The organism is Microbacterium binotii, from assembly GCF_021398715.1.
Classification (GTDB): Bacteria; Actinomycetota; Actinomycetes; order Actinomycetales; family Microbacteriaceae; genus Microbacterium; species Microbacterium binotii_A.
In genome coordinates this window covers 1,144,463-1,168,446 of sequence record NZ_CP090347.1, presented here as the reverse complement: position 1 = coordinate 1,168,446, position 23,984 = coordinate 1,144,463, and the positions used below count along the sequence as shown (strand labels likewise).

General features: G+C 70.4%; 20 protein-coding genes. 8 read left to right on the top strand and 12 right to left on the bottom strand.

What is annotated here, in order from left to right; all coding sequences use genetic code 11:
• Positions 1-2: 2 nt before the first annotated feature.
• Together LXM64_RS05835 and LXM64_RS05830 are read right to left on the bottom strand one after the other, a co-directional pair.
• A complete protein-coding gene (locus LXM64_RS05835; RefSeq protein ID WP_234075011.1) occupies positions 3-650 on the bottom strand; it encodes a MazG family protein in 648 nt (215 codons plus the stop codon).
• Positions 647-1,789 carry a Na+/H+ antiporter NhaA gene (locus LXM64_RS05830; protein ID WP_234075010.1) on the bottom strand — a complete coding sequence of 381 codons (1,143 nt, stop codon included), beginning with the start codon at positions 1,787-1,789 and terminating at the stop codon, positions 647-649. Before LXM64_RS05830 ends, LXM64_RS05835 begins: the two co-directional genes overlap by 4 nt.
• A 131-nt stretch (positions 1,790-1,920) precedes the next feature.
• Between LXM64_RS05830 and LXM64_RS05825 the strand changes: the two genes are divergently transcribed.
• Positions 1,921-4,590: a phosphoenolpyruvate carboxylase gene (locus LXM64_RS05825; RefSeq protein WP_234075009.1), complete on the top strand. Its 2,670-nt coding sequence runs from the start codon at positions 1,921-1,923 to the stop codon at positions 4,588-4,590.
• Positions 4,591-4,723: 133 nt separating this feature from the next.
• Here LXM64_RS05825 and LXM64_RS05820 read toward each other — a convergent pair whose 3' ends face one another.
• A complete protein-coding gene (locus tag LXM64_RS05820) occupies positions 4,724-5,323 on the bottom strand; it encodes a gamma carbonic anhydrase family protein (RefSeq protein WP_234075008.1) in 600 nt (199 codons plus the stop codon).
• Between the two features lie 117 nt (positions 5,324-5,440).
• Between LXM64_RS05820 and gdhA the strand changes: the two genes are divergently transcribed.
• Positions 5,441-6,799 carry an NADP-specific glutamate dehydrogenase gene (gene gdhA / locus LXM64_RS05815; RefSeq protein WP_234075007.1) on the top strand — a complete coding sequence of 453 codons (1,359 nt, stop codon included), beginning with the start codon at positions 5,441-5,443 and terminating at the stop codon, positions 6,797-6,799.
• A gap of 13 nt (positions 6,800-6,812) precedes the next feature.
• Here the strand turns inward: gdhA and LXM64_RS05810 are convergent, their stop codons facing one another.
• The 4 genes from LXM64_RS05810 to LXM64_RS05795 all read right to left on the bottom strand — a co-directional run bounded on the left by LXM64_RS05810 (position 6,813) and on the right by LXM64_RS05795 (position 12,151).
• Positions 6,813-7,178, bottom strand: coding sequence for an SdpI family protein (locus LXM64_RS05810; protein ID WP_234075006.1), 366 nt, complete (start codon positions 7,176-7,178; stop codon positions 6,813-6,815).
• 8 nt (positions 7,179-7,186) lie between these two features.
• Positions 7,187-10,771, bottom strand: a complete 3,585-nt coding sequence (gene mfd / locus LXM64_RS05805; protein WP_234075005.1) for a transcription-repair coupling factor — start codon at positions 10,769-10,771, stop codon at positions 7,187-7,189.
• A 49-nt stretch (positions 10,772-10,820) separates the two neighbouring features.
• Complete coding sequence (gene pth / locus LXM64_RS05800) at positions 10,821-11,405, bottom strand: aminoacyl-tRNA hydrolase (RefSeq protein WP_234075004.1); 585 nt, start codon at positions 11,403-11,405, stop codon at positions 10,821-10,823.
• A gap of 128 nt (positions 11,406-11,533) precedes the next feature.
• Positions 11,534-12,151: a 50S ribosomal protein L25/general stress protein Ctc gene (locus tag LXM64_RS05795; protein ID WP_234075003.1), complete on the bottom strand. Its 618-nt coding sequence runs from the start codon at positions 12,149-12,151 to the stop codon at positions 11,534-11,536.
• A 213-nt stretch (positions 12,152-12,364) separates the two neighbouring features.
• Between LXM64_RS05795 and LXM64_RS16045 the strand changes: the two genes are divergently transcribed.
• From LXM64_RS16045 to LXM64_RS05785, 3 genes are all read left to right on the top strand, one after another.
• The gene (locus LXM64_RS16045; protein ID WP_267955137.1) at positions 12,365-12,487 is read left to right on the top strand and encodes a hypothetical protein; all 123 of its coding nucleotides are present in this window, start codon (positions 12,365-12,367) and stop codon (positions 12,485-12,487) included.
• Positions 12,488-12,582: 95 nt separating this feature from the next.
• The gene (gndA, locus tag LXM64_RS05790) at positions 12,583-14,031 is read left to right on the top strand and encodes an NADP-dependent phosphogluconate dehydrogenase (protein WP_234075002.1); all 1,449 of its coding nucleotides are present in this window, start codon (positions 12,583-12,585) and stop codon (positions 14,029-14,031) included.
• 7 nt (positions 14,032-14,038) lie between these two features.
• A complete protein-coding gene (locus LXM64_RS05785) occupies positions 14,039-14,470 on the top strand; it encodes a VanZ family protein (protein ID WP_234075001.1) in 432 nt (143 codons plus the stop codon).
• Positions 14,471-14,572: 102 nt separating this feature from the next.
• Here the strand turns inward: LXM64_RS05785 and LXM64_RS05780 are convergent, their stop codons facing one another.
• The gene (locus tag LXM64_RS05780; RefSeq protein ID WP_234075410.1) at positions 14,573-15,295 is read right to left on the bottom strand and encodes an ABC transporter ATP-binding protein; all 723 of its coding nucleotides are present in this window, start codon (positions 15,293-15,295) and stop codon (positions 14,573-14,575) included.
• Between the two features lie 28 nt (positions 15,296-15,323).
• Positions 15,324-16,787 carry an ABC transporter permease gene (locus LXM64_RS05775; protein WP_234075000.1) on the bottom strand — a complete coding sequence of 488 codons (1,464 nt, stop codon included), beginning with the start codon at positions 16,785-16,787 and terminating at the stop codon, positions 15,324-15,326.
• A 192-nt stretch (positions 16,788-16,979) separates the two neighbouring features.
• Here LXM64_RS05775 and LXM64_RS05770 point away from each other — a divergent pair, with 192 nt between their 5' ends.
• The 3 genes from LXM64_RS05770 to pgi are packed head-to-tail and all read left to right on the top strand — an operon-like array spanning position 16,980 to position 20,860.
• Positions 16,980-17,714, top strand: a complete 735-nt coding sequence (locus tag LXM64_RS05770) for a response regulator transcription factor (RefSeq protein WP_137417520.1) — start codon at positions 16,980-16,982, stop codon at positions 17,712-17,714.
• Positions 17,711-19,168 (top strand): sensor histidine kinase, encoded by a 1,458-nt coding sequence (locus LXM64_RS05765; RefSeq protein ID WP_326490543.1) that lies wholly within the window; start codon positions 17,711-17,713, stop codon positions 19,166-19,168. The genes LXM64_RS05770 and LXM64_RS05765 overlap by 4 nt, the downstream gene beginning before the upstream one ends.
• 9 nt (positions 19,169-19,177) lie before the next feature.
• Positions 19,178-20,860 carry a glucose-6-phosphate isomerase gene (pgi, locus tag LXM64_RS05760; RefSeq protein WP_234074999.1) on the top strand — a complete coding sequence of 561 codons (1,683 nt, stop codon included), beginning with the start codon at positions 19,178-19,180 and terminating at the stop codon, positions 20,858-20,860.
• 124 nt (positions 20,861-20,984) lie between these two features.
• Here pgi and LXM64_RS05755 read toward each other — a convergent pair whose 3' ends face one another.
• Genes LXM64_RS05755 through LXM64_RS05745 form a run of 3 tightly spaced genes read right to left on the bottom strand, consistent with a single transcriptional unit; the run spans position 20,985 to position 23,898 of the window.
• Positions 20,985-22,553 carry an FAD-dependent oxidoreductase gene (locus LXM64_RS05755; protein WP_234074998.1) on the bottom strand — a complete coding sequence of 523 codons (1,569 nt, stop codon included), beginning with the start codon at positions 22,551-22,553 and terminating at the stop codon, positions 20,985-20,987.
• Positions 22,550-23,404, bottom strand: coding sequence for an FAD:protein FMN transferase (locus tag LXM64_RS05750; protein WP_234074997.1), 855 nt, complete (start codon positions 23,402-23,404; stop codon positions 22,550-22,552). The genes LXM64_RS05755 and LXM64_RS05750 overlap by 4 nt, the downstream gene beginning before the upstream one ends.
• Positions 23,404-23,898: an FMN-binding protein gene (locus tag LXM64_RS05745; protein WP_234074996.1), complete on the bottom strand. Its 495-nt coding sequence runs from the start codon at positions 23,896-23,898 to the stop codon at positions 23,404-23,406. Before LXM64_RS05745 ends, LXM64_RS05750 begins: the two co-directional genes overlap by 1 nt.
• Positions 23,899-23,984: the final 86 nt, after the last annotated feature.

Sequence of the window (23,984 nt, the reverse complement as noted above, 5' to 3'; positions counted from 1 at the left end):
CATCATCCCAAACCGGCTTCGGCCCGGCGCACACCCTCCTCCAGCGCGCGCGTGCGGGTGCGCAGGGCCCGCTCCGCATCCCACCCCTCGGCCTTCGCCCGCGCCACGAGGGCGAGCAGGGCGTCGCCGAGCTGCTCCTCCGAGGTGATCTCGAGCGGACGCGCCGGAATGGCTGCGCCGGGCGCGCGCCCGACGACCTTCTGCGCGCGGGCCAGCGCCGGCATCGCGGCGGGGATCCCGTCGAGCACGCTGCGCCGCTCGCGCTTCTCCGCGGCCTTCGCGGCGTTCCAGTGCACGAGCACCTCTTCGGGCGTCGTGGCCGTCTCGCCCGCGAACACGTGCGGATGCCGGCGCACCATCTTGTCGGCGAGGTCGCCGGCGACGTCGTCGATGTCGAACGGGTCGTCGACGTCGCGCGAGGCGATCTCCGCGTGGAACAGCACCTGCCACAGCAGATCTCCGAGCTCCTCGCGCAGCTCCTTGCGGTCACCGTTCTCGACCGCGTCGATCACCTCGGCGCTCTCCTCCACGAGGTACGGCACGAGAGCGGCGTGGTCGATCTGCTGCGACCAGACGCACCTCTCACGCACCTCGTGCATCACCTCGGCCGCGCGCCGGAGACCGTCGGAGGCCGCATCCGCGTCGTTCATACCCTGCGCTCCTCGCGTCGGTAGTGCCGTGCCCGCCATGCTACGAGCACCGCCGCCACCACGAGGGAGACCAACGACCCACCGAGCACGCCGAGCGTCGCCTCGTCGCGCAGCATCGCGTCGTCGGCGAACGCGAGCTCCGACAGCAGCAGCGACACGGTGAACCCGATGCCGCCGAGCGCGCCGGCGGCGAGGAGATCGGCGAACCGCAGGCGTTCCTCCGGGTCTTCCAGCCGCTGAGAAAGCCAGCCGAACACGGTGATGCCCAGGAGCTTGCCCACCGGAAGGGCGATCAGCACGCCCCAGAAGACCGGCTGCAGCTCGTCGAGCCCGACCGCGGGGATGGCGACGGATGCGGCCGACAGCGCGAACAGCGGCAGCACCAGCCCGTTCACCCAGGGCTCCAGTCCCGCCCGCACCCGGGCGGCGGGCTTCGACGCCATCGCGAGCCCCAGCGCGACGCCCGCGATCGTCGCGTGCACGCCCGAGAGGTACACGAGCACCCACACGAGGATGCCCAGCAGCACCAGCACGATGCCCAGCGGCACCCGGTTGCGACGGGTGAGCCGTCGGCTGAGCAGCGAGAACAGGATGACGCCCACGAGGGCGGCGAGCAGGAGGAAGAGGTCGACGCCGTCGGTGAAGAGCACGGCGATGAACACGATGCCCACGATGTCGTCGAGGATCGCGAGCGCCAGCAGGAACGCCCGCACGCCCGGCGGGAGGCCCCGGCCGAAGACGGCGAGCACCCCGAGGGCGAAGGCGATGTCGGTCGCGGTGGGGATCGGCCACCCCGACGCCGACGAGGTGCCCATCGCGATGAGTGCGAACACGACGATCGGGGTGATCACACCGCCCGCGGCCGCGATCGCCGGCTGCACGGCCTTGCGGAGCGAGCTCAGCTGCCCCTCGGTGAGCTCGTGCCAGAGCTCGATGGCCGCGACGAAGAAGAAGATCGCGAGCAGGCCGTCCTGGATCCAGTGCGAGACCGAGAGATCGAGCAGTCCGGGGATGCCGACGTGCGCCTCCTTGACCGCGACCACACCCGGCGCGAGCGGCGAGTTGGCCAGGAACAGTCCGAGCCCCGCCGCGATCAGCAGGACGACGGCGGGAAAGCGCTCGGAACGAAGCAGATGCATGGGACTCCGGAGGAAGAAGAGCGTTCGTCGCGGGCGACGAGGCGACCGGACCCGCCGCCGTTCGGGTGCCCATCGTAACGAGGTGCCTCGCGTGTCCGAAGTGCCCTTCCGCTCCCAGTACCGTTGTTCCCATGCTCGAACCCACCCCCACCGAGGCCATTCGCGTCGTCGGACGCCACGAGGCAGGGCAGGAGATCCCCGATCAGATGCGCGCGGACGTGCGCGTGCTCGGCTCCCTGCTCGGACAGGTGCTGCAGGAGAGCGGCTCGGCGGGTCTGTACGAGGACGTCGAACGCCTCCGTGTGGCGACGATCCAGGCCTACACCGACCCGAGCGACGAGGCCTTCGAGCGCGCCGCCGAGATCGCCGACTCGTTCACGATCGAGCGTGCCGACGAGGTCGCCCGCGCCTTCACCGTCTACTTCCACCTCGTGAACCTCGCCGAGGAGCACCAGCGCGTGCGGGTGCTGCGCGAGCGCGACGGCCAGCCGGAGCCCGAGGGCCGCACCGACTCCATCCGCTCGGCGCTGCGCCAGCTCGCGTCCGAGGTCGGCGACGACGTGGCGCTCGAGCGCCTGCAGTCCCTGCGGTTCCACCCCGTCTTCACCGCCCACCCGACCGAGGCGCGCCGCCGCGCGATCTCGACCGGCATCCGTCGTCTGTCCGAGCTGCTCGACGAGTACGACTCGCTCACCGAGGGCGGCGTCGACCAGCGCCGCGCGCGCCGTCGGATGCTGGAGGAGATCGACACCCTCTGGCGCACCGCGCCGCTGCGCGCCGAGAAGCCGTCGCCCACCGACGAGGTGCGCGCGATCATGGCCGTCTTCGACGACACCCTGTTCACGACCGTCCCCCGCGTGTATCGCCGCGTCGACGACGCGCTCGGCGAGGGCGCCGGCAACCGCCCCCCGCTCGTGCGTCCCTTCGTGCGCGTGGGCACGTGGGTCGGCGGCGACCGCGACGGCAACCCCTTCGTCACCGCGAAGGTCACGCGCAAGGCCGCCGGCATCGCGAGCGAGCACGTGCTGCTGGGTCTGGAGCGCACCGCGCTGCGGATCGGGCGCACGCTGACCCTCGACGCCACATCCACTCCCCCGAGCGACGCCCTCGTGGCCCTCTGGAACCGCCTGCGCAGCGCCGACGAGGAAGCAGCGGCCGAGATCGCGAAGCGCTCCCCCAACGAGCCGCACCGCCGCATCCTGCTGATGGTCGCGCGCCGGATCGCCGCGACCCGCACCCGCAACGCCGACCTCGCCTACCGCGACCCCGAGCACCTGCTCGCGGACCTGCGCACCGTGCAGCAGTCGCTCGCGGATGCGGGCGCCGCCCGCCAGGCCTACGGCGCCCTGCAGCAGCTGGTGTGGCAGGTCGAGACCTACGGCTTCCACCTCGCCGAGCTCGAGGTGCGCCAGCACTCCGCCGTCCACAAGAAGGTCCTCGCGGAGCTCGAAGCCGGCGGTGAGCGCAGCGAGCTGACCGAAGAGGTGCTCGAGGTCTTCCGCGCGATCGCCTACATCCAGGAGCGCTTCGGACCGCGCGCCGCGGGCCGCTACATCGTGTCGTTCACGCAGTCCGCCGAAGACCTCGCCAACGTGCATCGCCTCGCGCGGTACGCGGTGGGTGCGGACGGCACGGCGCCCGTGCTCGACGTGATCCCCCTGTTCGAGACGTTCGCCGACCTGCAGGCGGCCCCCGGCATCCTGGCCGAGATCGCGGAGCACCCCGAGTTCGCCGCGCGTCTGGATGCCACCGGCCGTCGCCTCGAGGTCATGCTCGGCTACTCCGACTCCTCGAAGGATGTCGGACCCGTCGCGGCGAACCTCGCCCTGTACGAGGCGCAGGCCGAGATCGCCGCGTGGGCGCAGGCCAGCAACATCGAGCTCACCCTCTTCCACGGCCGCGGCGGCGCCCTCGGCCGCGGCGGCGGTCCCGCCAACAGCGCGATCCTCGCGCAGCCGCCGCACTCGGTCGACGGCCGCTTCAAGCTCACCGAGCAGGGCGAGGTCATCTTCGCCCGCTACGGCGACCCGCAGATCGCCATGCGCCACATCGATCAGGTGGCCGCCGCCATCCTCATGGCGTCGGCTCCGTCGAACGAGGCGCGCAACCGCCGCGGCGCCGAGATGTTCGCCGAGATCGCCCAGGTGCTCGAGGACTCCTCGCGCGAGCGGTTCTACTCGCTCGTGAAGGCACCCGGCTTCGCGCCCTGGTTCGCCACCGTCACCCCGATGGAGGAGGTCGGACTCCTCGCCCTGGGCTCGCGTCCCGCCCGCCGCGGGCTGTCGGTCGAGTCGCTCGAAGACCTCCGCGCCATCCCGTGGGTGTTCGCATGGTCGCAGGCGCGCATCAACCTCGCCGGCTGGTTCGGCCTCGGCACGGCGCTGGAGACCGTGGGCGACGAGCAGCTGCTCCGCACCGCCTACGCCGAGTGGCCGCTGTTCCGCGCGATGATCGACAACGTCGCGATGAGCCTCGCGAAGGCCGACGACCGCATCGCCCGCGAGTACCTCCGCCTCGGCGACCGCGACGACCTCGCCTCCCTCGTTATGGAGGAGATGTCGCTCACCCGCGACTGGGTCGTGCGCATCGTCGGCGGCGACGCCCCGCTCGCGAACAAGGCCGTGCTGCAGCGCGCCGTGAAGCTGCGCAGCCCCTACGTCGACGCCCTGTCGCTCCTGCAGCTGCGGGCCCTGCGGGCCCTCCGCGACGCCCCGGCCGATGCACCCGCCGACACCGCCAACCAGCGCCTGCTGCTGCTGTCGGTCTCCGGCGTGGCGGCCGGCCTGCAGAACACCGGCTGAGCCGCATCCGGCGCCGCGCGGCGCCACCCTTGCGCAGGAGAAATCCCGCCATCAGGACGATCCACCCGGAATCCGTCCTGATGGCGGGATTTCTCCTGTTGAGGGGTCGCAGGCGGGCGGATGCGGCCGCGCCTCAGTCGAGGAGGCGGTCGTCGTCGTGGCGCGCGAGGCTGCGGCCGTAGCGCTCCGTGAGCTGCACCATGAGGTCGGGGGTGTCGCGATCGAGGCCGAACACGTACCCGGGGAAGTCGAGTTCCTGCTGGCGCGCCCAGATCTCGTCGTGCTTGTCGGGCGAGACCACGATCGCAGGATCCCCCACGGCGACCCACCCGATCGGCACGACCGAGCCCTCACCGAGGTGCGTGCGCAGGTGCACCGTGGCGCCGATCCGCACCTCGCTGCGACGGTCGATGCGCGCGCCGTTGAACACGCGCGCGCCCGTCGCGATGAAGACCTCCTCGGCGATCGTCGCCCCGGCGATGCTCGCCGTGGGCCCGATCAGCGTGTGATCGCCGATGTGCACCGGGTTGGCGGCGGTCGCGCGCACGAGGGCGTTCTCCATGACGATGACGTGCTCGCCGAGGGTCAGCGGTCCACCCTCCGAGGTGAGGATCGCGCCGTGCAGGATGCGGCATCCCGCCCCGATCGTGACGTCACCGCTCAGCACGGCCGTGGGTGCGACGCTGGCCGACGGGTGGACCGACGGCGCGACGCCGAGGTGCTCGTAGCGCATGCCGTCACCCTAGGGCAGCGCGCGTCGAGGCGACAGGTCCGACGCCGCTAGTGTGGGAGCGTCCGCATCCATTTGGGACATCGCGCCGCGCGCGATACCCGGCCAGAGAGAACCACGTTGACCGAGACCTTCGCCGCGCTGCCCGAAGCCGTGCGCTCCACCTTCGCCACTGTCCTCGCCCGCAACCCCCACGAGCCCGAGTTCCAGCAGGCCGTGCACGAGGTGCTCGACTCGGTGGCTCCCGTCATCGAGCGCCATCCCGCGTTCGCCGAGCTCGGCATCCTCGAGCGCATCGTCGAGCCCGAGCGGCAGATCATGTTCCGTGTGCCGTGGGTCGACGACGCCGGCACCGTTCGCGTGAACCGGGGCTTCCGCATCCAGTTCTCCTCCGTGCTCGGGCCCTACAAGGGCGGGCTGCGCTTCCACCCGACCGTGAACGCGTCGATCGTCAAGTTCCTCGGATTCGAGCAGATCTTCAAGAACGCCCTCACCGGCCAGGGCATCGGCGGCGCCAAAGGCGGCAGCGACTTCGACCCGCACGGGCGATCGGATGCCGAGATCATGCGCTTCTGCCAGTCGTTCATGAACGAGCTGTACCGGCACCTCGGCGAGCACACCGACGTCCCCGCCGGCGACATCGGGGTGGGGGCGCGCGAGATCGGTTACCTCTTCGGCCAGTACCGCCGCATCACCAACCGCCACGAGTCCGGCATGTTCACCGGCAAGGGCGTGCAGTGGGGCGGCGCCGAGGTGCGCACGGAGGCCACCGGCTACGGCGCCGTGTTCTTCGCCGAGGCGATGCTCGGCGTCGCGGGCGAGAGCCTCGAGGGCCGCCGCGTGAGCGTGTCGGGATCGGGCAACGTCGCCGTGTACGCCATCGCGAAGGCGCAACAGCTCGGCGCGGTGCCGGTGACCGCATCCGATTCCAGCGGTTACGTCGTCGACGACGCCGGCATCGACCTGGGTCTGCTGCGGCAGGTGAAGGAGACCGAGCGCGCGCGGATCGCGGAGTACGCGGCCCGCCGCCCCAGCGCCCGCTTCGTGCCGGACGCCCGGCCGTGGGAGGTGCCCGTGGACGTGGCGTTTCCCTGCGCGACGCAGAACGAGCTCGACGAGACGGATGCCCAGACCCTCATCGCCCACGGCGTGCGCGCGGTCGTGGAGGGCGCCAACATGCCCTCCACCCCCGGCGCGATCGCCGCGTTCCGCAGCGCCGGCGTGCTGTTCGCGCCCGGCAAGGCGGCCAACGCGGGCGGCGTCGCCACCTCGGCGCTGGAGATGAGCCAGAACGCCTCGCGCCAGCGCTGGACGTTCGCCGACAGCGAGGCGAAGCTGCGCCAGATCATGCGCGACGTGCACGACGCCGCGTTCGACGCGGCGGAGCGCTACGGACGCCCGGGCGACTACGTCGTCGGCGCCAACAGCGCGGGCTTCGAGCGCGTCGCCCACGCCATGGCGGCCCAGGGCGTCATCTGACGCCGACCGGTCCTCAGGCTTCGGGTGTGCGGGCGGCCGCCGCGCGGGTGCCGACCGCCGCGCCATAGAGCACGAAGCCCAGCATCGCGGCGCATCCGGCCAGCACGATCGCCGCGAGCCCGGCGGACGGCACCGGCAGCAGCGCGCCCAGGCCGCTTGCGATGCCGGCGACGCCGCCCCAGGTCGTCGCCTGCTTCGCGCGGAGGTGGGCGGTCAGCCATGCCTCGTCGCTCGCCATGGTGACGGACGTGCGGATACCGGCGATGGCGTTGCGCTTCAGGCGACCGGATGCGGCGGCGCGCGCCATCCAGATCATGAGGCAGCCCGAGGCCACCATCACGACGGCGAGCAGGATGCGGATGAACAGGTCGTTGTCCATGAGGTACCTCAGCCCGCGGGGGCCGGCTCGGGAACGGGGAACAGCGCGTCGAGCAGTTGGCTCGTCCAGGCGATGAGCTCGGCATCGCCCAGCGGCTCGCCGCCCGCGGTGGGAAGCGGCACGACGAGGGCCTCGCCGGAGGCGACGAGCTTCGCCTTCGGGTACAGCCGCTGCATCCGCACGCGCAGCGAATCGGGCAGGTGCGCGGGCGCGACGCGCAGGTTCGGTCCCATCGCGACGACGTCGGCGAGCGACGAACGCGCCGCACGACGGCGAAGCCGGGCGACGGCCACGAGACCTTCGACCTCGGCCGGCGGCTGCCCATACCGGTCGGTGAGCTCCTCGATCACGAGGTCGATCGCGTCGTCCTTCGCGGTCGCGGATGCCGCCGCAGACAGCTTCTGGTAAGCCTCCAGGCGCAGGCGCTCGCTGTCGATGTAGTCCTCGGGGATGCGGGCCTGCACGGGCAGCTCGAGCCGCAGCTCGGTCTGTCCCTCGGTCTCCTCGCCGCGGAACGTGGCCACGGCCTCGCCGATCATGCGCAGGTACAGGTCGAAGCCGACGCCTGCGATGTGCCCCGCCTGCTCGGCGCCGAGCAGGTTGCCCGCGCCGCGCAGCTCGAGGTCTTTGAGCGCGACCTGCATGCCCGAGCCGAGGTCGTTGTTGACCGAGATCGTCTCGAGCCGGTCTGCCGCGGTCTCGCTCAGCGGTTTGGTCTCGTCGTACAGGAAGTACGCGTAGGCACGCTCGCGCCCGCGACCGACGCGGCCGCGCAACTGGTGCAGCTGACTGAGGCCGTACTTGTCGGCGCGGTCGATGATGATCGTGTTCGCGTTGGAGATGTCGAGCCCGGTCTCGACGATCGTGGTCGAGACGAGCACGTCGGCCCGGCGCTCCCAGAAGTCGTCGACCACCTGCTCGAGCTGGTGCTCTCCCATCTGCCCGTGGGCGACGGCGACGCGCGCCTCCGGCACGAGCTCGGCGAGATCCGCCGCGACCCGCTGGATCGACGAGACCCGGTTGTGCACGAAGAACACCTGTCCCTCGCGCAGCAGCTCGCGCCGGATCGCCGCGGCGATCTGCTTGTCGTTGCGCGGCCCGACGTAGGAGAGGATCGGATGCCGGTCCTCGGGCGGGGTGGCGAGCGTCGACATCTCGCGGATGCCGGTGACCGCCATTTCGAGCGTGCGGGGAATGGGGGTGGCGCTCATCGCGAGGATGTCGACGTTCGTCTTGAGCTTCTTCAGGGCGTCCTTGTGCTCGACGCCGAAACGCTGCTCCTCGTCGATGATCATCAGCCCGAGGTCCTTGAAGACGACCTTCTCGGTGAGGATGCGGTGCGTACCGATGACCATGTCGACCGTGCCGTCGGCGAGGCCGGCGACCACATCCTTCGCCTCCTTGTCGGTCTGGAAGCGCGAGAGCGCGCGCACCTTGACCGGGAAGCCCGCGAAACGCTCGGAGAAGGTCTCGAGGTGCTGCTTGACCAGCAGAGTGGTCGGCACGAGCATCGCGACCTGCTTGCCGTCCTGGATCGCCTTGAAGGCTGCGCGGACGGCGACCTCGGTCTTGCCGAAGCCCACGTCTCCCGACAGCAGGCGGTCCATCGGGATCGGCCGCTCCATGTCGGCCTTGATCTCGTCGATCGTCTGCAACTGGTCGGGGGTCTCGGCGAACGGGAACGCCTCCTCCAGCTCGCGCTGCCAGGGGGTGTCGGGTCCGAAGGCGTACCCCTTCGCCGCCATCCGCGCGGAGTAGAGCTTCACGAGCTCGACCGCGATGTCGCGAACGGCTCGGCGGGCCTTGCTCTTGGCGGCGGCCCAGTCGCTGCCGCCCATCTTCGACAGCGCGGGCGCCTCGCCGCCGACGTAGCGCGAGAGCAGGTCGAGCTGGTCGGTGGGCACGTACAGCTTGTCGCCGGGGTGGCCGCGCTTGGAGGCGGCGTACTCCAGCACGAGGTACTCGCGCTTGCTCTTGACCGCGTTGCGGCCGCCGCTGGAGACCTCGCGCTGCACGAGCTCGACGAACTTGCCGATGCCGTGCGTGGCGTGCACCACGAAGTCGCCCGGCTTCAGCTGCAGCGGGTCGACGACGTTGCGCCGGCGCGAGGCGAGCTTCTTGACGGCGCGGGTGTCGCTGCCGATCGTGCGGCCGTAGAACTCCGACTCGGTCAGCACGGCGAGCCGCGCATCCGCGACCTGGAAGCCGCGCTCCAGCGTGCTCACGACGACCGTGGCGAGTCCCGGCTCGGGCGGCTCGCTCAGTGACTCCACCCGTCGGGCGGCGATCCCCCGCTCGGCGAGCACGTCGCGGGCGCGGTCGGCGAGACCCGCACCCGACGCCGTCACGACGACCGCCCACTGCTCGGTGAGCAGCTGCGCGACGTGATCGATCGCGCCCTCGACACTGCCCGCGAACGACGGGACGGATGCGGCGGCGATCCGCGTGACGCCGGCGTCGTCCGAGAGGCCTTCGGCGGCCGCATCCGCTGCCCCCGAGTCGAACGAGGAGAGCTCCCACCACACGTCGGTGCGCGCACGGGCGGCCTCGTGCAGCTCGGGCAGCGAAAGGAAGTCGCCCGATCCGAGATCGACCGGGGTGTCGGCACCGGCGACGGCGGCGCTCCACGCCGCATCCAGGAACTCCTGGTTGGTCTCGGCGAGGGTCGTCGCGCGGGTGGCTGCGCGCACGGGGTCGACGACGGCGACGGCGCTCGCGCGCGGCAGGTAGTCCACGATCGTCACGAGGCCGTCGACGAGTGCCGGGATGAGCGACTCCATGCCCTCGACCGGGATGCCCTCGGCCATCTTCGTGAGCATGCCCGCGAGCGACGGGAACGCGTCGGCCAGGCCGAGCGCGCGGTCGCGCACCTCGTCGGTGAGCAGCAGCTCACGGCTGGGCAGCAGGTCGATCCGGTCGATGTCGCCGGGCAGCGAACGCTGGTCGGCGACGGAGAACGCGCGGATCTGGTCGACCTCGTCGCCGAAGAACTCCACGCGATACGGGTGGTCGGCGGCGGGCGGGAAGACATCGAGGATGCCGCCGCGCACCGCGAACTCGCCGCGACGCGAGACCATGTCGACGCGGTGGTACGCGAACTCGACGAGGCGCACGACGATCGCTGCGAGATCGTGTCCGCGGCCGCCGACGCTGAGGCGGATCGTGCCCGCATCCCCGAGTCCGGGGACGATCGGCTGGATCGCGCCGCGCACGGATGCGGTGACGACCAGCGGCGCGGTGCCCTCCCACTCGGCGATGCGCTGCAGCACGGCGAGGCGGCGGCCGACGGTCTCGGCGCTCGGGCTGAGGCGCTCGTGCGGCAGGGTCTCCCACGCCGGGAAGTGGCGCACCTCCGCGCCGGGAAGCAGCGCCTCGAGCGCGGGCCCCAGCGCCTCGGCGCGGCGGCCGGTGGGCGCAACGGCCAGCAGAACGGCCGGCTTTCCGGCCTCGCGGCGCCGCTCGAGCAGGGCCGCGAGCAGCGGGGCGTCGAGGCCGTCGACGAGGGAGAAGTCCCCATCGACGGAGGCCGCCCCGGCTGCGTCTCGGAACGTTTCTGAGCGCGCGAGGGCGCGGACGATCCCGGGAACTGTCACCACAAGAGTCTACGGCGCCCCACCGACACCCGCTTCGGGGGGCGCTGGGTCAGGCGCGGGGGGCGTGCCAGCGCTGCTGGGCGGCGACCAGGCCCTCGTCGACGAGGAGCTCGACCGCATCCGCCGCATCCGAGATGAGGATCGGGAGGGTCTTGCGCTCGGTCTGACCGAAGGCGTCGAGCACCCAGTCGGCGGGGTCCTGGCGGCCGGGAGGGCGGCCGATGCCGACCCGCACCCGGGGGAACTCCGGCGTGCCGAGCGCCTTTGCGACGTCGCGGACGCCGTTGTGCCCGCCGTGTCCGCCGCCGGTCTTGAGCTTGAGGGTGTCGAAGGGGATGTCGAGCTCGTCGTGCACGACCACGACGCGGTCGGCGGGGATGTCGAAGAACTTCGCGAGGTTCGCGACCGGCCCGCCGGACACGTTCATGAACGTGTTGGGCTTGGCGAGCACGAGCTTCGGTCCGCCGGGACGCAGCCACCCCTCCGCGATGCGCGCACCCGCCTTGTGCACCTTGAAACCCTCGTTGCGGCGGTCGGCGAGCTCGTCGATCACCATCTGGCCCACGTTGTGGCGCGTCGCCTCGTAGCGGGGTCCCGGGTTCCCGAGTCCCACGATCAGCCAGGTGTCGGCCATGTCATCCCTTCCGGAGGCGGCGCGAGTGCGACGTTGAGACGGACGTAAAACAGGAGAAATCCCGAACGCAGGACGATTCTCGCGAATCGATCCTGTCGTCGGGATTTCTCCTGTGCGAGTGGGGCGGATTACTCCGCGGCCTCCTCGGACTGCTCAGCAGCGACCTCGGCGTCGGCCTCGGCGATCTCGTCCTCCGCGGCGAGGGTCGCGGCGGGCACCGAAACGGCGACGACCAGCGTCTCCGGCTCGGTCACCAGCGTCGCACCCTGGGGGAGCTTCAGGTCGGCGGCCGTGATGTGCGTGCCGTCCTCGAGGCCCTCGACGTCGACCTCGATGTTCTGCGGGATGTTGGTGGCCAGCACCTCGAGCGACACGGTCGTCGCGTCCAGGTTCGCGATGGTGCCGGCGAAGGGCTCGCCCACGACGACGACGGGGACGTCGACCGCGACCTTCTCGCCCTTCTTCACGACCAGCAGGTCGATGTGCTCGATGATCTGGCGCACCGGGTCCTTCTGGACGTCCTTGACGAGGGCCAGGTGGTCCTTGCCGTCGGCGGTGAGCTCGAGCAGCGCGTTCGCGCGGCGGATCAGCAGGGCGACCTGGTGACCCGGCAGGGCGAGGTGCACGGGCTCGGTGCCGTGGCCGTACAGGACGGCGGGGATCTGACCGGCGGCGCGGAGGCGACGGGCGAAGCCCTTGCCGAACTGCGTGCGCACCTCAGCGGTGACCTTGTTGTCTTCCGACATGATGATTCTCCTTGCGGGCCCACGGGCCCCAGATCGGGGATGGTTCGACTCGAACGCGAGCGCGTGAGGAAGCCGTAGGCCTGCACACCCTCGTCGATTACGGATGCGGGTGCCGCATCCCTCGCCGAAGTTCCCGTCAACTCTACCAGTGCCGCCCGGTAGCATGGAAAAGATGCGCCCGCCGGCGCGAGCCCCGATCGAAAGGACTCCCCCGTGGACGCTCAGCTCGCCTCCGACCTCCTGCTCGGCTTCATCGGCCTGCTCTCGCTCGGATCCCTCATCGGCGTCATCGGCGCCTTCTGGTCGATGGGCCGCCAGAACTACCGCAAGTCCTGACTCCGCGGCGGCGCCCGACGTCGCACGGCATCCTCGCGGCGCGTGGGAACACTACGATTGGCGTGTTCCCACCCTTCGTTCGAGGAGTATTTTTCGTGACCGAGGCATCAGCCAACATCGGAGTCGTCGGACTCGCCGTCATGGGGTCGAACCTGGCCCGCAACCTCGCCTCGCGCGAGGGCAACACGGTGGCCGTGTTCAACCGCAGCTATGACAAGACCGAGCACCTCGTCACGGAGCACCCCGAGGCGGGCTTCGTCCCGGCTTCGACGTACGCCGAGTTCGCCGCGTCGCTGCAGAAGCCGCGCACCGCGATCATCATGGTCAAGGCCGGCGGCCCCACGGATGCGGTCATCAACGACCTCGTGCAGGTCTTCGAGCCGGGCGACATCATCGTCGACGGCGGCAACGCCCTGTTCACCGACACGATCCGCCGCGAGAAGGCGGTTCGGGAGACGGGCATCAACTTCGTCGGCGCCGGCATCTCGGGCGGTGAAGAGGGCGCGCTGAACGGCCCCTCGATCATGCCGGGCGGCTCGGACGAGTCCTGGGTCACGCTCGGACCGATCCTCAAGAGCATCGCTGCCGTCGCCGAGGGCGAGCCCTGCGTCACGCACGTCGGTCACGACGGCGCGGGTCACTTCGTGAAGATGATCCACAACGGCATCGAGTACGTCGACATGCAGCTCATCGGCGAGGCGTACGACCTCATCCGCCGCGGCACCGGCAAGTCGCCCTCCGAGATCTCCGAGATCTTCGCCGAGTGGAACCGCGGCGAGCTGGAGTCGTACCTGATCGAGATCACCGCCGAGGTGCTCAAGCAGGTCGACGCCGCCACCGGCAAGCCGCTCGTCGACGTGATCGTCGACCAGGCCGGCGCCAAGGGAACGGGCGCCTGGACCGTGCAGACCGCCCTGGATCTCGGCATCCCCGTCTCCGGCATCGCCGAGGCCGTCTTCGCCCGCTCGCTCTCCTCGAAGCCCGCGCAGCGCGCCGAGGCGACGTCGCTGCCCGGCCCCTCCTCGACGGCAACGGTCGCCGACCCCGAGTCGTTCATCGAGGACGTCCGCCAGGCGCTGTACGCGTCGAAGATCATCGCCTATTCGCAGGGCTTCGACGCGATCGTGGCCGGCGCCGAGCAGTACGGCTGGGACATCAAGAAGGGCGACATCGCCAAGATCTGGCGCGGCGGCTGCATCATCCGCGCCCAGTTCCTCAACCGCATCACCGAGGCGTACGCCGAGAACCCGTCGCTGCAGGCGCTCGTGCTCGCGCCCTACTTCCGCGACGCCGTCGCGACCGCTCAGGATGCATGGCGCCGCGTCGTCATCGGCGCCGTCGAGACGGGCGTGCCGACCCCCGCGTTCTCGTCGTCGCTGGCCTACTACGACGGCCTGCGCGCCGACCGCCTGCCGGCGGCCCTCATCCAGGGGCAGCGCGACTTCTTCGGTGCACACACGTACAAGCGCATCGACAAGGAGGGCACCTTCCACACGCTGTGGTCGGGCGACCGCTCCGAGGTCGAGGCCGTCGACACGCACTGACCCCGTCATGACGGACGCCGCCGTGCGCGGCCGCCGGAGCACGCTGCTCCTGGCGGTCGCCACGGCGGCGTATCTCTTGGTGCTGGCGCGCCTCACACTCGTGGCCGATGACGCGGCCGGTACCGGCGGCATCCTGAGAACGTGGGCCGAGGCCTTCGGGGCCATGCCGTGGACCCGCTGGATCACGTTCGATCTGCTGGAGTTCACCGCGAACATCGTGCTGTTCGTGCCCGCCGGCCTTCTCGGGGCCCTGTGGCTGGGACGCCGGTGGTGGCTCGCCATCCCGATCGGGCTGGCCATCAGCGCCGGGATCGAGACGACGCAGGGTCTGGTCCTCGCCGGCCGTGTCGCCGATGTACGCGACCTCGTCTCGAACACGACCGGCACCGTCGTCGGCGCGCTCGTGATCGCGGCGACGCGCCGCATCCGTCGCCGCTGAACGACCGACGGACGCACGTCTGCGGCGGAGCCCCCGAAGACGTGCCGCTGCTGTGGGGGAAGCAGCGACACGCCCTCGGCGACCCCGCCGCAGACGCCGGGCTCAGCGCGTGATGTCGCGGACCGTTCCCTTCTCCAGGCGGAGGCGCCGCGATGCGCGCCGCGCGACCGCGGAGTCGTGGGTCACGACGATGAGGGTGAGTCCCTCGCGGTTCAGGGCCTGCAGCACTTCGAGGATCTCGTCGCGCATGTGCTCGTCGAGGTTGCCGGTGGGCTCGTCTGCAAGCAGCACGCGAGGCTTCTTCGCGATGGCTCTGGCGATCGCCACGCGTTGCTGCTGCCCGCCCGACAGCTCGCCCGGCCGGTGGTCGCCCCGCTCGGCGAGTCCGACGTGCTGGAGAGCGTCCGCCACCCGCTGCGCCCGCTCCTGCTTCGTGAGCTTCAGCGGTTCGAGGCCCATGTCGACGTTCTCTGCGGCGGTGAGCGTCGGGATCAGATTGAAGCCCTGGAACACGAATCCGATCTCGTGCGCACGGAGCTCCCCGAGCTGAGCGTTGGTGGCACGGGCGATGTCGGTGTCGCCGAGGAACACATGCCCCTCGGTCGGCCGGTCCAGCGCGCCCAGCAGCTGCAGGAAGGTCGACTTGCCGCCTCCGGTCGGGCCCTGGATGGTGACGAACTCCCCCTGCGCGATCTCGATGTCGACGCCCGTGAGCGCCTTCACGATCCGCCCCTTCTGCTGGTACGTCTTGGTCACGCCGCCGATGCGATAGGCGGTGGTCGCAGCCGAAGCCGCTCCCGATGCCGTGGTGTCGGTGATGGTCATCTCAGTCATTCCTTGTCCTTGAATCGGGTCATGCCACGGCGCGAAGCGCCTCGGCGGGGCTCAGGCGGGCGGCACGCCATCCGCCGAAGGCTCCGGCGACGAGCCCGGCGGCAACGGCCAGTCCCACAGCGGCGAGGATGATGCCCACCGAGATCGGTGCGCTGAGCACGATGTCGGATGCGGTCTGCGCCGCCTGCTGGCGGAATCCGCCGCCGGGGCCTCCCGATCCACCGGGACCCTGCATCTGCTCCGAGGTCGCCGAGATGGTCGGCGAGGCGATGTTGATCGCGAACACCGCGATCAGACCGATCACCAGGCCGCCGACGCCGCCGATGAGTCCCTGCACGACCGACTCCCCCGCGACCTGCCCGATCACGCGGCCGTTGGACCAGCCGATCGCCTTCAGCGTGCCGAACTCGCGTGTACGCCGCGAGACGCCCGAGATGGTGAAGAGGACGGCGAGCGCGACCGCGACGACGAGCACGAGGATCGACAGCCACGTGCCGAGGCTCGTGATCAGCGAGGAGGCGCTGGAGAGCGATCCGGACACGGTGGAGGCCAGGTCGGACTGCGAGCTGACGGTGGCGTCGGGCAGTTCCGTCTGGATCGCGCTCTGCACGCTCGAGATCGCGTCGGCCGATGAGGCCTGCACGTACACCGTCGACACCACGTCGCCGACACCGGCGAGCGACTGGGCGACATCGAGCGGGATGTACACGTTCGCCGCCGTGTCGGCCTCACTCGATGCCGAGGCCACGATTCCGACGATCTCCATCTCGGTGCCCCCCACATCGATGGTGCCGCCCACGGAGAGCTCGTTCGTGGTGGCGTAGGTGGCGTCCAGGACGGCAACGTTCTGCCCCGCGTCGTCGGCGTCGAGAAGGCGTCCGTCGGACACCGTCACCGCCGACAGGGGTCCTACAGAGGCATCGTCGCTCGTGATGCCGAGCACCGAGAACGAGTCGAGATCGAACGATCCGCCGCCGAAGCCGCCGCCACCGCCTCCACCCCCGCCGGACGGAGGCTCACCCTGGGTGGCACCCGACGAGCCGTCGGTCTGCGTCGGCGCCTCGGGCAGCTCGCCCGAGAACGTCGTGTTCGTCAGCGCCAGAGCACCGGATGCGGCGGCGACACCGTCGACTCCGGTGATGGTCTGCACGGTCGAAGCGTCGAGGGTGCCGCGCATCATGTCCGTCATCAACCGCGACTGGCTGAGCGACGTGGTCCCGTCGTCGCCCGTGGAACCGCCGTCCTGACCGAACTCGAACTGCGGGCCGCCACCCTGACCGGGCTCAGCCTGGGCGCCCGTGACCGTGAGGTCGGTGCCGACGCCGTAGACGGATTCCAGGGCCTGCGCCTGCGCATCCCGCACGCCCGCGGCGAGGGAGTTGACGACGATGACCAGGGCGATCGCGATCGCCAATCCTGCGGCGACGATGATCGTCTGTTTCTTGCGGCCGGCCAGCTCCCGGCGCAGGTACGTTCCGTACATGGGTCTCCTTCCGGCCACCGGTGCGGGCCGTCTCTGCGAAGTTAGGGATCGGGAAAATGCGACCCGCATGCGGCCGTTATGTCTCAGCTATGCGACGATGTCTCTCGAGCAGACCGAGGAGCACCGCCTCTCACAGCGGGCTCATAGCCGGCTCCATAGGAACGGCATAGATTCACCCTCACAATCGGAGGCATGACTTCGATGGCTCCCTCCCCCTCTCTGCACCGCGCAGACGGCACCGCCCCGCGCGTCCTGGTCGTCGATGACGAACAGATGCTCACCGACCTCCTCTCCATGGCCCTGCGGATGGAGGGATGGGACGTGCGCGCTGCGGCGAGCGGTTTCCAGGCCCTGCAGGCCGCGCGGGACTTCGCGCCGGACGCCATGGTGTTGGACGTGATGATGCCCGACCTCGACGGAATGGCCGTGTTGCAGCGGCTGCGCCAGTCGGGCAACGACGTTCCCGTCCTCTTCCTGACGGCGAAGGATGCGGTCGCCGACCGTGTCGCCGGACTGACGGCGGGAGGCGACGACTACGTCACCAAGCCGTTCAGCCTGGAGGAGGTCGTGGCACGACTGCGTGGACTCATGCGTCGCGCCGGCACGGCGCAGGCGGGCGAGGCCGAGCCGATCCTGCGCGTCGGCGATCTGAGCCTCAACGAGGACAGTCACGAGGTCGAGCGAGCCGGCACGGAGATCGAGCTCACGGCGACCGAGTTCGAGCTGCTGCGCTATCTGATGCGCAACCAGCGCCGCGTCGTGTCGAAGGCCCAGATCCTCGACCGGGTGTGGAACTACGACTTCGGAGGTCGATCGAGCGTCGTCGAGCTCTACATCTCCTACCTGCGCAAGAAGATCGATGCCGGCCGGGATCCTCTCATCCACACGGTTCGCGGCGTGGGCTACATGATCAAAGCCCCGCAGTGACGAAACTGCATCCTCGCCGCGCGCCACGACAGCTGACGCTGCAGGCACGGCTCATGGTCGCCGTGATCGGGATGGTGGCGGTGATCCTGGGCGCGGTCGGACTGGCCACAGGAACGATCCTGAGCTCGATCATGCAGGACACGTTGAACACGCAGGTGCAGGCGCTCGGCCAGCTTCGCGTCTTCCCGAACGACACGGCGCAGGACATCCTCGATCGAGGTCGCCAGGAGTCGGGGGCCCTGCTGGTCTACCACGGGCCGAGCGGGGATCCCACGGGTGCCTACGTCGTCGACGAGTCCGTCTCCACGCTGACCACCGATCAGGTGTACCAGTTGATCAACTCGGTGAAGCACACCGGTCTGGACACTATCTCCATCGACGGCCTCGGTGAGTACCGCGTCTACACCACGGGCGCGGCGATCGTCGGTCTGCCCACGTCTGAGGTGACGGCGGTCATGGGCCAGATCCTCACGACGGTGGCACTGGTCACGGTGGGCGGTCTCCTGCTGCTGGGCGTCGTGCTCGCGATGGTCATCCGCCGGAGTCTGCGGCCCCTGCGGGAGGTCGCAGCGACGGCGCAACGCGTGGCCGCCCTGCCTCTCGCGGAGGGGTCCGTCTCCATCACGGAGCGCGTCGCGGCATCCGAGGCGGACGACCGCACCGAGATCGGCCGCGTGGGCTCCGCTCTCAACACGCTCCTCGACCATGTCGACAGCTCGCTGGAGGCCCGCCAGCGGAACGAGGAGCGCATGCGTCGCTTCGTCGCCGATGCCAGCCACGAGCTGCGCACACCACTCGCATCCATCCGCGGGTACTCCGAGCTCTCGCTGCGTGACAGATCCCTCACGACCGACACGGCGTCCGCGCTGGAGCGCATCCAAGCCCAGTCGCTGCGGATGACCACGCTCGTCGAAGACCTCCTCCTGCTCGCACGGCTCGAGGAGGGGCAGGAGCTCGTCTACGGCGCGGTGGATCTCTCCCGGCTCGCCGTGGAGGCCCTGGGTGACGCGCAGGCGGCCGGCCCCGACCACAACTGGCAGCTCGACCTCGACGAGGAGCCCGTCGTGGCGGCGGGCGACACGGGCCGACTCACGCAGGTGCTCGCGAACCTGCTCGCGAACGCACGAACGCACACCCCCGCGGGCACCACCGTCACGCTCTCCGTCACCCGGGAGGGCTCCGAAGCGGTGCTTCGCGTGCACGACGACGGACCGGGCATCGATCCGGCGGTGCGAGACGAGCTGTTCGAGCGCTTCGCTCGCGGCGACCTCTCCCGCGCACGGAAGACCGGTGGAACCGGGCTGGGCCTCTCCATCGCCCGGGCGATCGTGGAGGCGCATGCGGGCTCGATCACCGTGGTCTCGCAGCCGGGCGACACGACGTTCTCCGTCCGCGTGCCCGCCAAGCCCATTGATCCGGGATCGGTCGAAGCCGAGGCTGATCCGAGCCGCTAGCGTGGTGGGGTGACCACTCCGATCGATCCCACCACCACCTCCGCCTGGACGGATCTCACCGCTCTCCGTGACGGGTTCTCCCCCGATCTGCGGGGCTGGTTCGCCGCGGACGCCGACCGCGCCGCACGCCTGAGCCTGCCGCTGGCCGACCTGCACGTCGACCTGTCGAAGAACCTCGTCACCGACGAGATCCTCGCCCGGCTCGTGGAGCTCGCCCGCCAGACCGGCGTCGAGGAGCGCTTCGGCGAGATGCTGGCGGGCGTGCACATCAACACGAGCGAGGACCGCGCCGTGCTGCACACGGCCCTGCGCCGTCCCGCAGGCGCCGAGCCCGCGCTCGTCGTGGACGGCCAGCAGGTCGACGAGGACGTGCAGTCGGTGCTCGAGCTCGTCTCCGCGTTCGCCGACCGGGTGCGTTCGGGCGAGTGGCAGGGTGTCACGGGCAAGAAGGTCACCCACGTCGTCAACATCGGAATCGGCGGATCCGACCTCGGACCCGTCATGGTCTACGAGGCCCTCAAGCCCTACGCGGATGCCGGCATCCAGGCGCGGTTCGTGTCCAACATCGATCCGACCGACCTCGCCCAGAAGACCGCGGACCTCGACCCCGAGACGACTCTGTTCATCGTCGCGTCCAAGACCTTCACGACCCTCGAGACGCTGACCAACGCGCGCCTCGCTCGGGACTGGCTGTGGGCGGGTCTCACCGCATCCGGAGCCATCGCCGACGACGACGACGCCCGGACGGATGCGGTCGCGCACCACTTCGTCGCGGTGTCGACCGCGCTCGACAAGGTGGCCGCTTTCGGCATCGACCCGACCAACGCGTTCGGATTCTGGGACTGGGTCGGCGGCCGCTACTCCGTGGACTCCGCGATCGGTCTTTCGCTGGCGATCGCGCTCGGCCCCGACGTGTTCCGCGAGCTGCTCGCGGGCTTCCACGCGGTCGACGAGCACGTGCGCACCACGCCGCTCGAGCGCAACGTGCCCGTGCTGATGGGTCTGCTGAACGTCTGGTACAACAATTTCCTCGGTGCGCAGTCGCACGCCGTTCTGCCCTATGCGCAGCAGCTGAGCCGCTTTCCCGCGTATCTGCAGCAGCTGACGATGGAGTCCAACGGCAAGTCGGTGCGTTGGGACGGCTCCCCCGTCACGACCGACACCGGCGAGATCTTCTGGGGCGAGCCGGGCACGAACGGCCAGCACGCCTTCTACCAGCTGATCCACCAGGGCACGCGCCTCATCCCTGCCGACTTCATCGCGTTCGTGAATCCCGCCTACCCTCTGCGCGACGGCGACCGCGACGTGCACGGGCTGTTCCTGGCGAATTTCCTCGCGCAGACGAAGGCGCTCGCGTTCGGCAAGACGGCCGCGGAGGTGGAGTCCGAGGGCACCACCGGTGCGCTGGTCGCCGCCCGCACGTTCGCGGGGAACCGTCCGACGACGTCGATCTTCGCGCCAGCCCTGACCCCGGCGGTGCTCGGCCAGCTCATCGCGCTGTACGAGCACATCACGTTCACGCAGGGAGCGATCTGGGGCATCAACTCGTTCGACCAGTGGGGCGTCGAGCTCGGCAAGCAGCTCGCCCTGCAGATCGCGCCCGCAATCGAGGGCGACGCGGACGCGACTGCGGCGCAGGATGCGTCGACACGCTCTCTGCTGGACTACTACCGCGCCCACCGCACGCACTGACGTCCCCGGGCCACAGCGCAGCGGCGCCGCATCCCCTTCCGGGTGCGGCGCCGCTGCGTTGTGGTGGGGTCGTTCCGTTCCGCGGCTCTCCCGGCATGCCCTATGCCCGGATCAGGCCGGAGGGTCAGTAACCGCTGAAGGCGTCGGTCGTGATGCCGCGGGCCTTCTCGAGCGCGGGCGCGAGATCGGCGATCAGCCGCGGCGGACCCGACACGTACGCGTGGCGCCCGCCGATGTCGGGGACGACGCGGGCGAGGTGCCCCGCATCGATCCGATCGGGACCGGCCCACGTCCAGTTGGCAGGCAGCGCTCCCGGATCGTCGGGTGTGAACACGACGACCGGAACCCCGGATGCGGCGATGTCGTCACGGAACACGAGCTGGCCGGCATCCGACGCCACGAAGACGAGCACGATGTCGCGGCGCATGCCGTTCGCCGTGAGGTGACGCAGCTGCGACACGAAGGGCGTCACGCCGATGCCTGCGGCCACCAGCAGAACGGGCCGCGAGGTGTCCTTCGGCAGGACGAAGTCGCCCCAGATCCCCGTGACGGCGAGCTTCGCGCCGGGCTGGACCTCGCCGAGCGCCTTCTTGTACGAGCTCTGCGGCCCGACGCCGTCGCGGTACGCGACGCGCACGGTCGGGAGGTCCTCGGGTGCCGAGACGATGCTGAACTCGCGTCGGGTCCCCCGCGCGTCGGCGCGGCGGTGCGGCACATCGAGCTCGAGGTACTGTCCGGCACGGAAGGCGAGGCCGCGCTCGGCCCGGAACACGAGTTCCCGCACGGTCGCGCTCGGCGAGTGCCGCTCGACGAGCGTCAGACGCACGGCCCGGCGCAGGCAGAACAGGAACGCGATCAGGTTTCCGATGAGCAGCGCCCGCTCCTGCCCCAGCGTCATGTACCCGACAGGGATCGGCCAGCCGGCCAGCACACCGACGACCGCCGCCACGGCGTACTGCTGCCAGCGCCGCGGCGGCAGCGTCAGCGGCTCCGAGAGCATGAACGCTCCCAGGAAGAGGAACGGGGATGCGGTCAGCACCTGTCCGATGACGGTTCCCACATCGATGGCGAGTCCCGCCTGCTGGTACTGCACGAAGACCCGGACGAGGTTGACGACGACGGCCACGACGAAGAAGAGCCCGACGACACGGATCTTCTCGGTGCGCCAGAGCACGACGAACCCGAGCAGCAGCACCGGACCGAACAGCACGGGGGTCCCCACCCACCAGGCCGAGCCGCCGATGCCCGAATCCAGCGGCAGGAGCGCGGACACGATCGTGACGACCGTCGCCCCCACGGCCGCCGGGTTGAAGATGTGCCGGCCACGCCAGGCCAGCAGGTACTTGGAGACGGATGCGGCCAGCGCCGCGATCGCGATGCCTACGAGCCCCATCGGCTCGATCGTCGGGCGCAGCACGAACAGCAGGATCACGGAGGTGATGAGGGTCGACTCGGTGCGCAGCGGCAGGCGGAGCAGTCGCTGCGCGGTGGTGTCGGCGAGGACGCCGACGACGGCCAGCACGGCAGCGGTGACCAGCAGCTCCCACGGCGTGGGGACGACGAGGCCGAAGAACGAGAGCACGAAGGCGATGGCGGCGAGCACGCCCAGCGCGAGCTGGACGAGCCGGTACATCGACAGGCGCCCGAACAGGGCGGTGACCCGGTTCGCGCCGGCGGTGAAGGAGGCGATCACAGGAACAACTCGGCTTTCTGGTCTGCTGACCATTCGACGGTGCCGTCGGTGGTCATTCTCACCCACGACACCCCCCAGTCGGCGGCCAGCTCCGGGCCGCCGTCGAAGAAGAGCGCGGTCGCCGCGGCGTCGGCGTGCATCGCATCGGATGCCAGCGCCCAGGTCGCGGCGATCGTGCGCACCGGGACACCGGTACGGGCATCGAGCACGTGGTGGAGGCCCTCGCCCCACGCGCGGCGGTTGATCGCGGACGCGCACAGGGCTGCATCCTCGACCTCGAACACGCCGATGGCGCGCGACGGGTCGAAGGGATGCTCGAGGCCGACCCTGACGGGTCCTCCGTGCACGGCCATGTCTCCGCTCGCGTCGACGACGAAGCCGCCCGAGACGGCATCGGCGAGGACAGCCGCGACCAGATCGACCAGGCGCCCCTTGCCGAGCGCACCCACATCCAACAGCGCGGGCTGCGCGAGGCGCAGCGTCTGCGCATCCCATTCGAGCACCTGCTGCCATGACGGCGCGGGAGTCGCCCCTCGGTCGACGAACGAGGAGGCGGCGTCGTATCCGCGACGGGCGAGGCTCTCCCCCACCAGCGGATTCACCGCGCCGGCCGTGGCAGCGTCGAGCTCGCGGTACGCGTCGAGCATGGCCGCCGCGTCAGCCGGCGCGGCCGCCTCGCCGCCGTCGACGGCGAGGCGGCTCACGAGGGAGTCCGCGCGGAACCTCGACCACTCCTGGTCGAAGCCCGCGATGACGGAGCGGATGAGGGTTCGGGTGGGGTCGGCGACGGGCTCGGCGGTCTCGATCTCCCAACGGGTGCCGATCGCATCGAACCCCCACAGCTCGGGCATCAGGCCTTCGCTTCGCTCTTGATCTCCTCGATGGCCTTGTTGAAGCCGCCGCTCGTGAGCGACGAGCCGGCCACGCGACTGACCGAGATCTCATCGATGTCCTTGCCCACGACGACGTCGGAGATGCCCCCGATGAACTGAGACTGGTACTGCTGCGACTCGCGCGCCTGCGGATCTCCGGTCACCTCGACCGAGGTGATGACATCGTCGGCCAGGGTGACGGTGACGCTGATCTCTTCGACGCTCTCGGGCGTCTGGTAGGAACCGGACGCCGTATAAGTACCGTCCGTGTACGTCGTGGTCCCGGTCGAGCTGCCGGTCGAGCTCTCGGTCGTCGCCGTCGAACCGGTCGAGCTCGGCGTCGACGCGGCCTCCGTGGTGGTTGACGCGGTGTCGGCCTGCGCGGAGCAACCGGCCAGTGCGAATGCTCCGGCGACGCCGACGACGGCGGCGGCAGTGCGGACGGGGCGGGGTACGGCGTTCGTGCGGATCATTTCGGTCCTCCTGGATGCGGTGCCTCGACAGACGAGCGCGGCGTGTGTGCCGTGCACGTCCCTCGCGCTGTCGTAGCCGTCCGCTT

What these genes read in the sequence shown, in the direction of transcription:
- LXM64_RS05810 (WP_234075006.1), bottom strand. Translation starts at nt 7,178, where the DNA reads ATGGACAACGACCTGTTCATCCGCATCCTGCTCGCCGTCGTGATGGTG.
- pth (WP_234075004.1), bottom strand. Translation starts at nt 11,405, where the DNA reads ATGGCCGACACCTGGCTGATCGTGGGACTCGGGAACCCGGGACCCCGC.
- LXM64_RS05750 (WP_234074997.1), bottom strand. Translation starts at nt 23,404, where the DNA reads ATGCCCGAGCTGTGGGGGTTCGATGCGATCGGCACCCGTTGGGAGATC.
- LXM64_RS05820 (WP_234075008.1), bottom strand. Translation starts at nt 5,323, where the DNA reads ATGCGCTACGAGCACCTCGGCGTCGCGCCGTCGGTCCACCCGTCGGCC.
- LXM64_RS05830 (WP_234075010.1), bottom strand. Translation starts at nt 1,789, where the DNA reads ATGCATCTGCTTCGTTCCGAGCGCTTTCCCGCCGTCGTCCTGCTGATC.
- LXM64_RS05745 (WP_234074996.1), bottom strand. Translation starts at nt 23,898, where the DNA reads ATGATCCGCACGAACGCCGTACCCCGCCCCGTCCGCACTGCCGCCGCC.
- LXM64_RS05825 (WP_234075009.1), top strand. Translation starts at nt 1,921, where the DNA reads ATGCTCGAACCCACCCCCACCGAGGCCATTCGCGTCGTCGGACGCCAC.
- LXM64_RS05780 (WP_234075410.1), bottom strand. Translation starts at nt 15,295, where the DNA reads ATGACCATCACCGACACCACGGCATCGGGAGCGGCTTCGGCTGCGACC.
- LXM64_RS05785 (WP_234075001.1), top strand. Translation starts at nt 14,039, where the DNA reads ATGACGGACGCCGCCGTGCGCGGCCGCCGGAGCACGCTGCTCCTGGCG.
- LXM64_RS05835 (WP_234075011.1), bottom strand. Translation starts at nt 650, where the DNA reads ATGAACGACGCGGATGCGGCCTCCGACGGTCTCCGGCGCGCGGCCGAG.
- LXM64_RS05770 (WP_137417520.1), top strand. Translation starts at nt 16,980, where the DNA reads ATGACTTCGATGGCTCCCTCCCCCTCTCTGCACCGCGCAGACGGCACC.
- LXM64_RS05775 (WP_234075000.1), bottom strand. Translation starts at nt 16,787, where the DNA reads ATGTACGGAACGTACCTGCGCCGGGAGCTGGCCGGCCGCAAGAAACAG.
- LXM64_RS05795 (WP_234075003.1), bottom strand. Translation starts at nt 12,151, where the DNA reads ATGTCGGAAGACAACAAGGTCACCGCTGAGGTGCGCACGCAGTTCGGC.